The organism is Kitasatospora sp. NPDC057595, assembly GCF_042800875.1.
GTDB lineage: Bacteria > Actinomycetota > Actinomycetes > Streptomycetales > Streptomycetaceae > Kitasatospora.
The window spans coordinates 202,105-215,350 of record NZ_JBHVGL010000015.1; the positions used below are offsets into that span (position 1 = coordinate 202,105).

The 13,246-nt window shown below is 73.2% G+C and carries 11 protein-coding genes, 1 tRNA gene and 1 pseudogene; 5 read left to right on the forward strand and 8 right to left on the reverse strand.

The genetic code is table 11. The features are described from left to right. Positions 1–76: 76 nt before the first annotated feature. From ACFU9E_RS23210 to ACFU9E_RS23230, 5 genes and pseudogenes are all read right to left on the reverse strand, one after another. Positions 77–562: pseudogene (locus tag ACFU9E_RS23210) on the reverse strand (amidohydrolase family protein). Beyond that, positions 559–2,196 (reverse strand): acyl-CoA dehydrogenase family protein, encoded by a 1,638-nt coding sequence (locus tag ACFU9E_RS23215; RefSeq protein WP_380681794.1) that lies wholly within the window; start codon positions 2,194–2,196, stop codon positions 559–561. The pseudogene ACFU9E_RS23210 and the gene ACFU9E_RS23215 overlap by 4 nt, the downstream one beginning before the upstream one ends. Next, positions 2,180–2,809, reverse strand: coding sequence for a TetR/AcrR family transcriptional regulator (locus tag ACFU9E_RS23220; RefSeq protein ID WP_380681796.1), 630 nt, complete (start codon positions 2,807–2,809; stop codon positions 2,180–2,182). The genes ACFU9E_RS23215 and ACFU9E_RS23220 overlap by 17 nt, the downstream gene beginning before the upstream one ends. Positions 2,810–2,989: 180 nt before the next feature. Further along, positions 2,990–4,447, reverse strand: a complete 1,458-nt coding sequence (locus ACFU9E_RS23225) for a S28 family serine protease (protein ID WP_380681797.1) — start codon at positions 4,445–4,447, stop codon at positions 2,990–2,992. A gap of 197 nt (positions 4,448–4,644) precedes the next feature. Further along, positions 4,645–5,514, reverse strand: coding sequence for a serine protease (locus ACFU9E_RS23230; RefSeq protein WP_380681798.1), 870 nt, complete (start codon positions 5,512–5,514; stop codon positions 4,645–4,647). A gap of 156 nt (positions 5,515–5,670) precedes the next feature. Here ACFU9E_RS23230 and ACFU9E_RS23235 point away from each other — a divergent pair, with 156 nt between their 5' ends. After that, positions 5,671–6,543, forward strand: coding sequence for a metallophosphoesterase family protein (locus ACFU9E_RS23235; RefSeq protein WP_380681799.1), 873 nt, complete (start codon positions 5,671–5,673; stop codon positions 6,541–6,543). A gap of 13 nt (positions 6,544–6,556) precedes the next feature. On the opposite strand, the gene ACFU9E_RS23240 is transcribed toward ACFU9E_RS23235, so the two are convergent. Continuing rightward, the gene (locus ACFU9E_RS23240; protein ID WP_380681809.1) at positions 6,557–9,091 is read right to left on the reverse strand and encodes an ATP-dependent Clp protease ATP-binding subunit; all 2,535 of its coding nucleotides are present in this window, start codon (positions 9,089–9,091) and stop codon (positions 6,557–6,559) included. Positions 9,092–9,389: 298 nt separating this feature from the next. Between ACFU9E_RS23240 and ACFU9E_RS23245 the strand changes: the two genes are divergently transcribed. Beyond that, positions 9,390–9,581 carry a hypothetical protein gene (locus ACFU9E_RS23245; protein ID WP_380681800.1) on the forward strand — a complete coding sequence of 64 codons (192 nt, stop codon included), beginning with the start codon at positions 9,390–9,392 and terminating at the stop codon, positions 9,579–9,581. Positions 9,582–9,627: 46 nt separating this feature from the next. After that, positions 9,628–10,269 (forward strand): HNH endonuclease, encoded by a 642-nt coding sequence (locus ACFU9E_RS23250; RefSeq protein WP_380681801.1) that lies wholly within the window; start codon positions 9,628–9,630, stop codon positions 10,267–10,269. An 82-nt stretch (positions 10,270–10,351) separates the two neighbouring features. On the opposite strand, the gene ACFU9E_RS23255 is transcribed toward ACFU9E_RS23250, so the two are convergent. After that, positions 10,352–10,423, reverse strand: a tRNA-Val gene (locus tag ACFU9E_RS23255). Between the two features lie 126 nt (positions 10,424–10,549). On the opposite strand from ACFU9E_RS23255, the gene ACFU9E_RS23260 reads away from it, so the two are divergent. Together ACFU9E_RS23260 and ACFU9E_RS23265 are read left to right on the forward strand one after the other, a co-directional pair. Further along, positions 10,550–11,962 (forward strand): hypothetical protein, encoded by a 1,413-nt coding sequence (locus tag ACFU9E_RS23260; RefSeq protein ID WP_380681802.1) that lies wholly within the window; start codon positions 10,550–10,552, stop codon positions 11,960–11,962. Positions 11,963–12,032: 70 nt separating this feature from the next. Then, positions 12,033–12,260: a zinc ribbon domain-containing protein gene (locus tag ACFU9E_RS23265; protein WP_355370978.1), complete on the forward strand. Its 228-nt coding sequence runs from the start codon at positions 12,033–12,035 to the stop codon at positions 12,258–12,260. A 69-nt stretch (positions 12,261–12,329) separates the two neighbouring features. On the opposite strand, the gene ACFU9E_RS23270 is transcribed toward ACFU9E_RS23265, so the two are convergent. Further along, complete coding sequence (locus ACFU9E_RS23270; protein ID WP_380681803.1) at positions 12,330–13,244, reverse strand: HAD family hydrolase; 915 nt, start codon at positions 13,242–13,244, stop codon at positions 12,330–12,332. Between the last annotated feature and the right edge of the window lie 2 nt (positions 13,245–13,246).

Genomic DNA, 13,246 nt, shown 5'->3' on the forward strand with positions numbered 1-13,246 from the left:
ATCCCGGTCGGCGCTGCCGCCGCCGGGTGCCCACCACTGTGCCGGGGCGCGGCGCGGGCGTCGATGACCTCCGAGGTCATATCCCGAACAGGGCGGCCGCGTTGTCGTGGCAGACGGCGCGCAGCCACTCCTCCCCCAGCCCGAGCCGGTCCAGCGCCTCCAGCTGGTGCCCGTACGGGTAGGGGATGTCGGGGAGGTCGCTGCCGAGCAGGACGCGCTCGCCCAGCGCCCGTCCGCGCCCCAGGCGTTCAGCCACCCGGCCGTCCCGGGCTTGTGCGGGTAGAGCATCGCGGTGAACGCCCGGACGCCGGACTCCCGCAGTCGGACGACGCGCCGATGCTCCGCCTCGCGGTAGGTGATCGGCCAGGGGCGGCCGGTCAGCGGCCCGGCCGCGTCGAAGTACGCCCACACCTTGTCGGGGACGTTCTGCGGCATGGTGGGCCCCTCCTGCCCGAGGGCGGGCAGGAGGGAGCGTGTGGACGTCGATCAGGCCGGGGAGGCCGAGGTGCTGCCAGAAGGCCCGCACCCCGTCCGCCTCGGCCACCCGCTCGGGCAGGCTCACGCGGCGGGCACCGGGCGGGCGCGGTCGATGATCGCCCCGGCGTCCGGGCCGGGCGGCAGGGTGCCGAAGGCCGCGCCGTGGTCGCCGCCGAGCCGGGAGGCGCAGAACGCGTCGGCCACCGCCGGGTCGCCGTACCGGACGAGCAGCGAGCCCTGGAAGGCCAGCGCCATCGCCTCCACCAGCCGGCGGGTGCGGTACTCCAGCTGGTCGAGGTCGGTGAGCTGCTTGCGCAGGCCGGCGACGGCCGCGTCGAGCCGGCGGTCGGCGCCCGCGGCGGCGTCCAGCTCGCCGAGGAAGGCCTCGACGGTCTCCGGGCGCTTGGCCATGGCGCGCAGCGCGTCCAGGGCGGCGACGTTGCCGGAGCCCTCCCAGATGGAGACCAGCGGCGCCTCGCGGTAGAGCCGGGGCATCCCGGACTCCTCGACGTAGCCGTTGCCGCCCAGGCACTCCAGGGCTTCGGCGGCGTGCGCCGGGCCGCGCTTGCAGACCCAGTACTTGGCGACCGCCAGGCCGAGCCGGCGCACCAGCGTCTCCTGCTCGTCCCCGGCGATCGCGGCGTCGGTGGCCTCGGCGAGCCGCATCGCCACCGCGGTGGCCGCCTCGGACTCGACGACCAGGTCGGCGAGCACGTTGCGCATCAGCGGCTGGTCGACCAGCGCCTTGCCGAAGGCGCGCCGGTGCAGGGCGTGCTGGACGGCCCGGGTGGCGCCGAGCCGCATGCCGGAGGCGGCGCCGATGGTGCAGTCCAGGCGGGTCATGTTGACCATCTCGATGATGGTCCGCACGCCCCGGCCCTCCTCGCCGACCAGCAGGCCGTACGCCTCGTCGTACTCGATCTCGGCGGAGGCGTTGGACTTGTTGCCCAGCTTGTCCTTGAGCCGCTGCAGCCGGAGCCGGTTGCGGGTGCCGTCCGGCAGGACGCGCGGCAGCAGGAAGCAGCTGAGTCCGCCGGGTGCCTGGGCGAGGGTGAGGAAGAGGTCGGACATCGGCGCCGAGGTGAACCACTTGTGGCCGGTCAGCCGGTAGCTTCCGTCCGGCCGCGGGACGGCGGTGGTGGTGTTGGTGCGGACGTCGGAGCCGCCCTGCTTCTCGGTCATCGACATGCCGGCGATCAGCCCGCGCTTGCCGTGCGGCTCGCGCAGGCCGAAGTCGTACGCGGTGGCGGCGAGCAGCGGCTCGAACTCGGCGGCCAGCCCCGGGGTGGCGCGCAGGGCCGGGACGGCGGCGTAGGTCATCGAGACCGGGCAGGTGTGGCCGGCCTCCACCTGGCCCCAGACGTAGAACTTGGCGGCGCGGGCGGTGTGCGCGCCGGGGCGGTCGTCCCGCCAGGGGGCGGCGTGCAGGCCGTGGCCGACGGCGGTGCGCATCAGCTCGTGCCAGGCCGGATGGAACTCGACCTCGTCGATCCGGTGGCCGAAGCGGTCGTGGGTGCGCAGCAGCGGCGGGTTCTCGTTGGCCAGCCGGCCCCACTCGGCGGCCTGCTCGGAGCCGGCCAGCCGGCCGAGTTCGCGCAACTCGGGCTCGGCCCAGCCGGCGCCGGCCCGGTGCAGGGCGGCGAGCAGCCCGGGGTCGGCCGCGGTGTCGTGCCCGTACGGGAGCGGGACCTGGTTGGTGACCTCATGCGTCGCTGTCATCGGGTACTCCCAGAGAACGGAGGGTGAAGGAGACCAGGGCGGGGACCACCGCGTCGGGGGCGGTCCTGGGGCCGGGCGGGGGTGCGGCGGCGAGCGGGCCGGTGAGCGCCTCGGCGGTGGCGCCGACGATCGCGGCGGCGGTCAGCTGCGGGTCCTGGGGCGGCAGCTCGCCGGCGGCGAGGGCGGCGGCGATCTCGGCGGCGAGCACGTCGCGGAAGGTGCGGCGGAAGACCAGCCGTTCGGCGTCCACCACGGTGTCGGCCGGCTCGACCAGCAGGGCGTGGGCGAGCCTGGGGGCGCGCAGGGCGCGGGCGGCGAAGGTCTCGACGACGGCCGCGATCCGCTCCCGGGGGGTGTCGTGGCGGGCGACGGCCTCGTGCACGGCGGCGACCTCCCGGGTGACCACCCGGCGGAAGAGTTCGACGGACAGCTCGGCCTTGCTCGCGAAGTGCCGGTACACGGAGCCGGTGGCGATCCCGGCGTGCTCGGCGACGGCGGCCATGCTGCAGCCGCCGTAGCCGCGCTCGGCGAGCAGGCCGACCGCGGCCTGGAGCACCGCCTCGCGCTGGGCGTCCAGACGGGCTTGCACGGCGGGGGTGCGTCGGTAGGCCATGCAAGCATTGAAGCACTGATTCACTGCTTCGGGGAGGGGGTGCGGGCCCGCCGCCCGGGCCTCGCCGTCCCCGGGAACGCCGGAGGGCCGCCCGGTTGCCGGGCGGCCCTCGTCACGCCGTGCGGGACGGCTGTCGTGCGGAACGGCTGTCGTGCAGGACGGCTGTCGTGCGGTAGGCCACTACAGCCGGACGCGGTCCTGCTTCAGCCCCTCCTCGTCCAGCGGCCCGATCGGCGGCACCTGGTACCCGCCGCTCAGCCCGCGGGCGGAGGCGGAGCCGAGACCGGCCCACTCCAGCACCTTGGCGGTGGCCGCCGCGGACTCGGCGGCCGGCAGCCTGGTGATGTTCGAGCCGTGGTTGCCGCCGGGCACGGTGTAGACGTAGCTGTCCTCGCTGCCCCGGCCGAGGCGGAACGGCTCGGCACCCCACGGGTCGTTCTGGCCGTAGACGAAGATGATCCGCTCGGCGTCGTTGCGCACCCAGCGGTCGATGTCGCGCATCGCGGACGGGTCGAACCGCATCGGGATGCTGCGTGGCACGTAGGTGCGCGGCGCGTACAGCTCCTTGTAGTCGTAGTGCAGCAGGCCCTTGAGCCGGGAGACGTCGAAGGAGGGCGAGCCCAGCTGGGTGCCGGCCTGGTAGTAGTACGCGGTGTACCCGGCGAGCGCCTGGTCGCTGTTGCCGGTGATGCCGGACTGCGAGTCGAGCCAGGCGTACAGCGCGTCGTCGGTGCCGGCGGCGCCCGGGACGTTCACGCAGTCGGCCTCCAGGCTGTACTGCCAGAACGTCCAGACCGAGTCCAGTACGGCGAGCTCGTAGGCGCGGTCGGCGCTGCCGACGGTGGTGAAGGTGGAGCCGGCGGCGGCGTTGTCGGCGGCGTAGCGGGGCTCCAGGCGGTCGCGGCGGGCCAGCAGTTCACGCTGGGTGCCGTTCAGCGCGGCCCGGCACTCGGGGGTGCCGACGTTCTCGAAGAACCGACTGTACGCGGAGTCCTCGCGGTCGTTGACGTCGTTCGGCGCGACGTAGGCGATGGTGCCGGCCACGTCGTCCGGGAAGAAGCGGCGGTGGTAGGTGGAGGACATGCCGCCCTTGGAGCCGCCGGTGGAGAGCCACTCCTGGTGGTAGATCCGCTTCAGCGCGGTGATCAGCCGGTGCGCGTCGGTGGCCGCCTGCTCGATGCCGGCCTTGGACCAGTCGGCCGGCTCGGGCCGGGAGGGCGTGAAGTAGCGGTACTCGATGGAGACCTGGTTGCCGTCGACCAGCCGGGCCGGCTCGGTGCGGCTGGGCGTGGTGCGCAGCGTGTAGCCGTTGGTGAAGAACACGGTCGGCCGGTCGTAGCCGCGGTGCAGCACGCTGAGCCGCTGCTGGAAGGTGCCCAGCCAGGGGCGGTTGTGGTCGATCGGCTGGGTGTAGGTGAGCAGGAAGTAGCGGTGTCCGGTGGTGGTGGGCTGCTCCTCGGTGACCGTCATGCCGCGGATCGCCGCCAGGCGGTCCTTGACGTCGGCCGACGGGTCGTCGGCGACGGAGGCCGCCGCGGGCGCGTCCGTCCCGCGGGCGAACGCCGTCGGGGCGAGGCCGAGGCCGAGCAGGGGTATCAGCAGGGCGGCGACCAGCAGCCTTCTCATCGTCGTGGTCATCAACTCTCCATCGGGTCAACGGAACTGGGTGTTGCCATGGTCCGTACCACGCTCCGGCCGTCGGTATGCGGCCTTCGGTGCGCGGCCGCCGGTGTGCGACCGCCGGCACGCCACCGCCGGACGGACCGGCCGTCCGGCGGACGACCGAATGGGCCACCCGCCGGTCGCGGATGGCCCATCGGGGACGAACGTGCCGGTCAGGGGCGGGGCAGGGTGCAGCCGACCCGGGTCAGGTCGAGCTTGTTCCCGGGGCCGAAGCAGGCGGGGATGATGTACGTCTCCTGCGCGTAGCCGATGCCCGCGCGGACCGTCACCACGCCGTTCTGGTCCACCTCGCAGGGGTTGTTCAGGGTGCAGCGCTGGCCGCTCTCGTTGATGGTGTTGTTCACCGCGACGACCTGGCCGCTGGCGGCGTCGACGACCGGAGAGCCGGAGGTGCCGCCGATGACGTTGCAGGTGGAGGTGTAGCGGAGGGAGTCCTTGAAGGTCCAGTCCGCTTCCTTGAGCCGGTAGGCGAAGCCGTCGGCCGAGCAGGAGTAGATCCTCTTCCAGTACCCGGAGACGACCTTGATCGCGGTGCCCTGGACGGGGTGGGTGGCCGCGACGGTCAGCGGGGCGATGCCGTAGGAGGACTGGATCGCGGCATAGGTGGTGTTCAGTTGGTAGATCGACACATCGGTGTCGGTCATGGTGCCGTAGACCATCTTGGTGGCACGCAGGGTGCCGGCCGAGCCGCCGCTCGCGTTCAGCAGCGTGAAGGTGCGGCTGGAGGCCTGGTTGACGACCACCTGGCCGGGGCCGGGCATACCGGTCTCCAGGCAGTGGCCGTTGGAGAGCACCAGCGCCGGGTCGCTCGCCGTCGAGGCGGGGAACCGGACGAGCGAGCCGGAACAGTTACTGAGGGCCACGGTGCCGGCGAAGTTGACGGCGGCGACCTTGCCGGCCTGCACCGATTCCGCGGCACCGGGCGCGGCCGTGGTGGTGGCGGTCGCGGCGGGGGCTCCGGCGAGGGCGGTCGCCCCGGCGGTCAGGAGCGCGGCCAGCGTGCCTATGAGCGGCTTCTTCATGAGAGACCTCTCGGTGTGGGGGTGCCCCAAAGCTGTCGCGGACATGACGCCCTGTCAAGGGATTCGGCAGCGGGTACGACTCCCGACACCCTGTTCCGGCCGCCGGACCCCGGTACTGTGGCCGGGACGGCAGCGACGACCATCTGGGGGGCCGACATGGCCGGTGAGAACCACGCGGACAGCACGCGACGGGGCACGGCCGGGGGCCGGCTGCTCGCGGTGAGCGATCTGCACGTCTCCTACCAGCAGAACCGCGACCTGGTCGAACAGTTGCGGCCCGGCTCGCCGGAGGACTGGCTGATCGTCGCCGGTGACGTGGCCGAGTCCACCGTCACCATCCGCTGGGCCCTGGGTCTGCTCGCCGAACGGTTCGCCAAGGTGATCTGGGCCCCCGGCAACCACGAGCTGTGGACCCACCCCAACGACCCGGTCCAGCTGCGCGGCGTCGAGCGCTACGAGCACCTGCTGGACATCTGCCGCGAGCTCGGCGTGGTGACCCCCGAGGACCCCTACCCGGTGTGGACCGGCGCGGGCGGCCCGGTCGCCGTCGCCCCGCTGTTCCTGCTGTACGACTACTCCTTCCGGGCCCCCGGCACCACCACCAAGGAGGAGTCGCTGGCCGCCGCCTACGAGTCCGGCGTGGTCTGCGCGGACGAGCGCTTCCTGCACCCGGACCCGTTCCCGGACCGCGACTCCTGGTGCCGCGAGCGCGTCCGGCTGACCGAGAAGCGGCTCACCGAGCACGACCCGCAGCTGCCGCTCGTACTGGTGAACCACTACCCGCTGGTCCGGCAGCCCACCGAGGTCCTCTGGTACCCCGAGTTCGCCCAGTGGTGCGGCACCGAGCTGACCGCGGACTGGCACCGCCGGTTCAACACCGCCACGATGATCTACGGGCACCTGCACATCCCCCGGCGCACCGCCTACGACGGGGTCCCGTTCGAGGAGGTGTCACTCGGCTACCCGCGCGAGTGGGGCAAGCGCGGACTGCCGGACCCGCTGCTGCGCGAGGTGTTCCCGGGCGCCTGACCGGAGCGGGCGGCTACTCCCCCTCCTCGGCCTCCGCCTCGGCCTCCGCCTCCTCGAAGGTCGCCGAGCGCTCCGGCCGCGCCAGCACCACCGTCAGCTCACCGTCCGACACCTCGGCGAGCAGGGTGTCCCCCTCCTGCACGGTGCCGTCCAGCAGCAGGTTGGAGATCCGGTTGTCCAGCTCCTGCTGGATCGTCCGGCGCAGCGGCCTGGCCCCGAACTCCGGCTGGTAGCCGCGGTTCACCAGCCACTCCTTCGCACCCTCGGTCACCTCCAGCTCGACGTCCTGGGCCTTGAGCCGGCGCCGGGAGCGGTCCAGCAGCAGGTCCACCACCTGGAGCAGGTCCCGGCGGGTGAGCGCGTGGAAGACGATCACCTCGTCGATCCGGTTGAGGAACTCCGGGCGGAACTGCCCGCGCAGGTCCCGCATCAGCTCGTCGCGGATCTCGTCGACGTCGCCCGCGTGGTCGAGGATCCGCTGCGAGCCGATGTTGCTCGTCATGATCACCACGGTGTTGCGGAAGTCGACCGTACGGCCCTGGGCATCCGTCAGCCGGCCGTCGTCCAGCACCTGCAGCAGCAGGTTGAAGACGTCCGGGTGGGCCTTCTCCACCTCGTCGAAGAGCAGCACGCTGTACGGCTTGCGGCGCACCGCCTCGGTGAGCTGGCCCGCCTCGTCGTAGCCGACGTACCCGGGCGGGGATCCGACCAGCCGGGAGACGGTGTGCTTCTCCTGGAACTCGCTCATGTCGAAGCGGATCATCCGGTCCGGGTCACCGAACAGCAGCGCGGCCAGCGCCTTCGCCAGCTCGGTCTTGCCGACCCCGGTCGGGCCGAGGAACAGGAACGAGCCGGTCGGCCGGTCCGGGTCGCCCATCCCGGCCCGGCCGCGGCGCACCGCCTGGGCGACCGCGGTGACCGCCTGGTCCTGGCCGATCACCTTCTCGTGCAGGTGCTCCTCCAGCTTCAGCAGCCGCTCGCGCTCGGTCGCGTTCAGCTCGGCGACCGGGATGCCGGTGCGGCTGGAGAGCACCTGGGCGATGTCGTCCGCGGTGACCGCCACGACCTCCTCGCGGGACTCGGCGATCGCGGCCAGCTCGTCCTCGGTCTGCCGCAGCTCGCTCTTCAGGTTGGCGGCCCGCACGAACTCCTCGTCCGCCACCGCCTCCTCCAGCTCGCGGCGCAGCTTGGTGATCCGGTCCTGCACCGGCATCGCGACCGTGGAGCCGCTCAGGCTGCGCAGCCGCACCCGGGCGCCGGCCTGGTCCAGCAGATCGATCGCCTTGTCCGGCAGGAAGCGGTCGCTGACGTAGCGGTCGGAGAGGGCGGCGGCGGCGTCCAGCGCCTCGTCGGCGAACCGCACCTGGTGGTGCGCCTCGTAGGCGTCGCGCAGGCCGTGGAGGATCTCGATCGTCTCCTCGACGCTCGGCTCCGGCACCAGCACCGGCTGGAAGCGGCGCTCCAGCGCGGCGTCCTTCTCCACGTGCTTGCGGTACTCGTCCAGGGTGGTCGCGCCGACCACGCTCAGCTCGCCGCGCGCCAGTGCCGGCTTGAGGATGTTGCCCGCGTCCATCGAACCCTCGCCGCCACTGCCCGCGCCGACCACGGTGTGCAGCTCGTCGAGGAACAGGATCACCCCCTGCTCGGCCTCGGTGACCTCGTCGATCACGCTCTTCAGCCGTTCCTCGAACTCGCCCCGGTACTTGGAGCCGGCCACCAGCGCGGTGAGGTCCAGGGTGACCACCCGCTTCTCCTTGAGGCTCTGCGGCACGTCCCCGGAGACGATCCGCTGCGCCAGCCCCTCCACGATCGCCGTCTTGCCGACCCCGGGCTCGCCGATCAGCACCGGGTTGTTCTTGGTCCGGCGGGAGAGGATCTCGACGGTCTGCTCGATCTCCTCGGCACGGCCGACCACCGGGTCCAGCCGGCCCGCCCGGGCCTCCTCGGTGAGGTCCCGCCCGTACTCGTCGAGCGTCGGCGTCCGACTGGGGTGCGCTCCGCCCTGGCTGCGCTCGCCGCCCACGCCGCGCCCGTCCAGCACGGTGCGCAGCGCCTCCTGCGACGGCGCGACGTTGCGCAGCGCGGCGCCGGCGCCCGAGCGCTCCTCCTCCAGCAGCGCGCCGAGGATGTGCTCCGGCCCGATGTACGAGGCCCCGGCCCCCTGCGACCGGGCGTGCGCGGCCAGCAGCGCGCGCTTGGCGGCCGGCGTCAGCGCGGGCCGCCCGTCGGCCTCCGGCGCCCCGTCCCCGGACGGCAGCGCCTCGGCCAGATCACCCGCCAGCCGGTCCGGGTCGATCCCGGCCCGCTCCAGCATCCGGCGCGACGGCTCCACCCGGGTGGCCGCCCAGACCAGATGGGCGGTGTCGAGATCGCTGCTCCCGTCCTCGGCGGCCCGCTGCGCGGCGGTGGCGAGCAGCTCCTGCGCCGACTCGCTGAGCAGCCGCCCGATCGGCACCCGCTGCACGGCGGGCGGCGACGCCATCGGGCTCATCCCGAAGAACCGGCTGAGCAGATCGGAGAAAGGGTCGTTCGAACCGAACGGCGGCATGGTCACGGAGGCTCACCTCTCCCAAGCGGTTGGTGCCCACCCAAACACACCCCGCCACCGCCCGCCCCCCAAGCGCCGCCGCCCCGGCGACCCACCGCCCACCACCCCCACACCGCCGCCCCGCCCCTGGACGAGCGCAGCGCCACAACTCCGGCGGCACCGGGTGGGAGATAGCAGGGGAAGCTCGGCCAGCAACGCGCCTGCCCCCGACCGGCCCGAATCCGAGATCAAAATCGGTACCCATTAAGCATCTAGTCCTACTAGATTCCTCGAAGACCCTTGCCTCTTCAGGAGCCTCATGTCCGCGATCACGCCACCAGCCGAGTGGGACCTCAAGCCCGGCGACCAGATCGAGCGGAAGACGCTCCACACCACGTACGGAGGGCGGACCCAGGGCGGGATCGGCCCATCCGCCAAGAGCCCCAATGTCATGATCTTCACCGAGCAGGCGGCCGGAGAGAAGCACGCACACGGGCCAGCACTACCCTGACGACCTGAACGAGAACGAAGTCCTGTACCACTACCCGGTCACCCGGGTGCCGGGCCGCGATCTCAGTGAAGTCAACGCCACGAAAGCGGCCGCGACGCTCCGACTTCCGCTGTTTGTGATCACCGAACATGGCAACCTCCGAGGCGTACACCTTGCCTGGGTCGAGGGCTGGGAGGATGACAGCAGCCTGTTCCTGGTCAAGTTCGGTGAAACCCCGCCCGCGCAAGTCCTCGACCACGACCGCTCGGAAGAGCAGCCGTTCCAGCTCGAAGGCAACAGGCGCCGCCGACGGAACGGGACCGTGGTCACACGACCGGACCAGGCGCGGTTCAAGCTCGAAGTGTTCCAGCGCTACGGTCCACGCTGCCCGCTCTCAGGAATCGCGATCCCCCAGATGATCGAGGCAGCGCACTTCCGAGGCGACGCTGACGGCGGCACCTCGGACGCCCGCAACGGCCTGCCGATGAACGCCGCGCTCCACAGGGCCTTCGACGCTCACCTCTTCGCCATCAACCCCGACACCCTGACCGTCGAACCGCGCCCCGGCGGGCCGAGCCTGGAAGCCATGGGCATCGTGCACCCAAAGCTCACCCTGGACCGCCTGCCACACCCAGAGGCTCTCCGGTGGCGCTACACCGAGTGGCTGCGCTGCACCGGCCGAGAGGCCGAAGTATCGGCAACCCGATAGCCGAACCGGGCACCCAGCGGCCCGAAAACGATCAAGGGCCAGTTCGGGAGGATCACTCCTCCGAACTGGCCCTTCTCATCTGTGGGCGCGGACGGTTTCGAACCGCCGACATCTGCTTTGTAAGAGCAGCGCTCTACCGCTGAGCTACGCGCCCCCGGTCGTGCGGGCCCGTTCGGGCGCACGACGAATGCTTAGGGTACCTGGTCCGGGGGGTGCTGTGGTGCGGGTGGTCGGGGGGTGGGACGGGTGGGGTGCCGGTGGGGTGGGGTGATCGGGAACAATGGTCGGTGGATCAACGGTCGGAACCAGGGAGCGCGCAGTGAGGGTGGCCGGCGGAGGCGGGCGGGGGCGGCGGTGGCCGGGAAGTGCGGTGGCCGAGGCGCTGGTGCTGCCGCTGGTCGTCGCGGGGGCGTTGGGAGCCGCGGGGGCGGCGTCGTTCGGGACCGGCGGGGGCTGGTGGGGACGGCGCGGCGGGGAGGGCATGCGGGCGGACGCCCGGGCGGCGCGGGACGCGGCGCAGCAGGCGTTCTACGACGTGGACTCCGCCCAGCGCGATGTGCGGCTGGCGGTGGAGACGGTGCGCTCCGCTGGGGACGGGGCGACGGCGCGGCGGGCGGTGGCGGACTTCGAGGCGATCTCCGGCCGGGTCGACCAGGTGACCGTGAACTACCTGGCCGCCCTGGACGCGCACGACCTGGACGCGGAGGACCTGGAGTCCGGGGCGGCGGCCCGCGCCAAGCACCAGTTGGACGACGTGAAGGGGCAGCTCGGCTCTGCGCTCGCGGAGCTCAACGACTTCCTGCGCAAGCTGCAGCCGACGCTGGAGCGGGCCGAGCAGCAGCTGATGCGGGTGACCCCGGCGATCGAGCAGGCCAAGCGGGCGCTGCTGGACGCCAGCAACGCGCTGGACGCGGCGCGCGGCGCCGGGTTGCGGGCGGACGGGCCGGCGGCGCGGCTGGCGGAGCTGGCGCCGGAGCTGGGGCGGCTCAACGAGGGTGTGGCGCAGCACGGGGTGCCGGGCACGCTGGAGCGCGCGGAGCGGGTGCGGGAGCGCGCCGAGGCGATCGCGGCGGAGGTCGGGCACCTGCCGGAGCGGGCCCGGGAGATCGACCGTCGGGTGGCCAGTCTGCGGACCAGGATCCAGGCGCTGGAGACGAAGGCCGCCACGGTGGAGCCGGCGCTGAGCGAGCTGCGCCGGCGGTTCTCCACGGCGTGCTGGCAGGACCTCCAGCGGGTACCGGACCAGGTCGCGGAGACCGGGCGGGCCGCCGAGGGCAAGCTCGCCGAGGCCGCCCGGGCCCGGGACGAGCAGCGCTGGGCGGATGCCACGGGCGCGCTGGGCACGGTGCGCGCGCTGCTGGACACCGCGGACGGTTCGGTGGTCGCGGTGAACGACCGGCTGCGGCAGCTGAACGAGGTGCAGATCGACCCGAACAAGGAGGTCGAGCGGGCCCGGTTCGCCCTGCGGGACGCCCAGCGGCTGGCGATGGCGGGGCGGCACGCGCCGGATCCGCGGCACGCCGCACCGTTGGACGCCGCCGTGGCCCGGCTGGACCGCGCGGTGGCGGAGCTGGAGTCGGCGGGGCGGCATCCGGACTACTGGCGGTTCCTGACCGAGCTGGCCGCGGTGCGGGAGACGGCGGCGAACGTTGTGGAGCTGATCCGCGGCGAGCTGGGCAGCGGCCACCGCTGACCGGAGCACCGCACGGCCACACGGCCACACGGCCTCCACGGCGGGCGGCATCGCGGATACGCTGGCGGGCATGCCTCGTTATGACTTCCGCTGCCGCGCCTGTGGCGCCACCTTCGAGCTGCGCCGTGCGATGGCGCAGGCCAACGACCCCGCCGTCTGCCCGCAGGGCCACCAGGACACCGTGAAGCTGCTGTCGACCGTCGCCGTCACGGGCGCGGCCTCCGCCGGCGGCGCGCCGCAGCAGGCCCCCTCGGCCGGTGGCGGCGGGGGCTGCTGCGGCGGCGGTTGCTGCGGCTGATCGGCCGAGGGGCCGGCAGGTCAGTAGGCCAGGAAGCCAGTAGGCCAGTAGGCCAAGAGGCCGATAAGGTCAGGACGCCCCGGCCTGGGACGCCCCGGCAACGGCGGCGTCCGGCTCGACGGCCTCGCCGCGCACCCGGGCCAGGAAGCGGCGGACGATCTCCTCGCCCGCCGCCACGCCCACCTCGTCGAGGGCGGTGACGCCGGGCGCCGTCCACCCGTTGTCGGCCAGTTCGCCGTGGCCGGGGCGCCAGGCGGCGTCGGCGGCGCGCAGCAGGTCGGCGTCGAGCAGCGAGTCCCCGGCGGAGAGCACGGTGCCCCCGCCCACCCGCCGCACGACCTCGGCCAGCGCCGCGCTCTTGCTGAGCGGCGCCGGCACCGCGTACACCTTGCGCCCCTGCAGCGAGACGCCCCACCCGCGCTCCGCGCACCAGCCGGTGAGCTCGGCGAGCCAGCCCTGCGGCAGCTCGGCGCGCTCGACGACCAGGTAGGCGAAGAGTTCGTCGGCGACCCGCCGCTTGTGCGTCCACTCGGGGTCGGCGCAGAGCGCCAGGTGCTCGACCACCTCGGCCAGCGGGGCCGCCCCGCCGGCCAGCCGGGCGGCCATCTCGTCCTGCCAGTCGGCGTCCGGCACGCCGTCGACGAGCAGCCGCCCGCCGTTGGCGCAGATGGCGTACGGCGGGACCCAGCCGGGCGTCGGGCCGGGCAGGTTGACCCGCTCGTACTGGGCCCGGGTGCGGGTGGTGGCGGGGACGAGCACCGCTTCCCGGGCGAGTTCGACGAGCAGTTCGGCGGCCTGCTCGGTCATGAACGACAGCGCCTTGCCGTCGTGCACCTCGACCGAGAGCAGGCGCGGCGCGAGCCGGTCCGGCACGTCGAGGGCGAGGGCCCGGTTGGAGTAGATCAGGGTGCGGTCGAGGTCGCTCGCGACGACGAAGCGGCCCGCGGCGCCGCCGTTCATGCCACCGCTCAGGTATCCAGTCATCG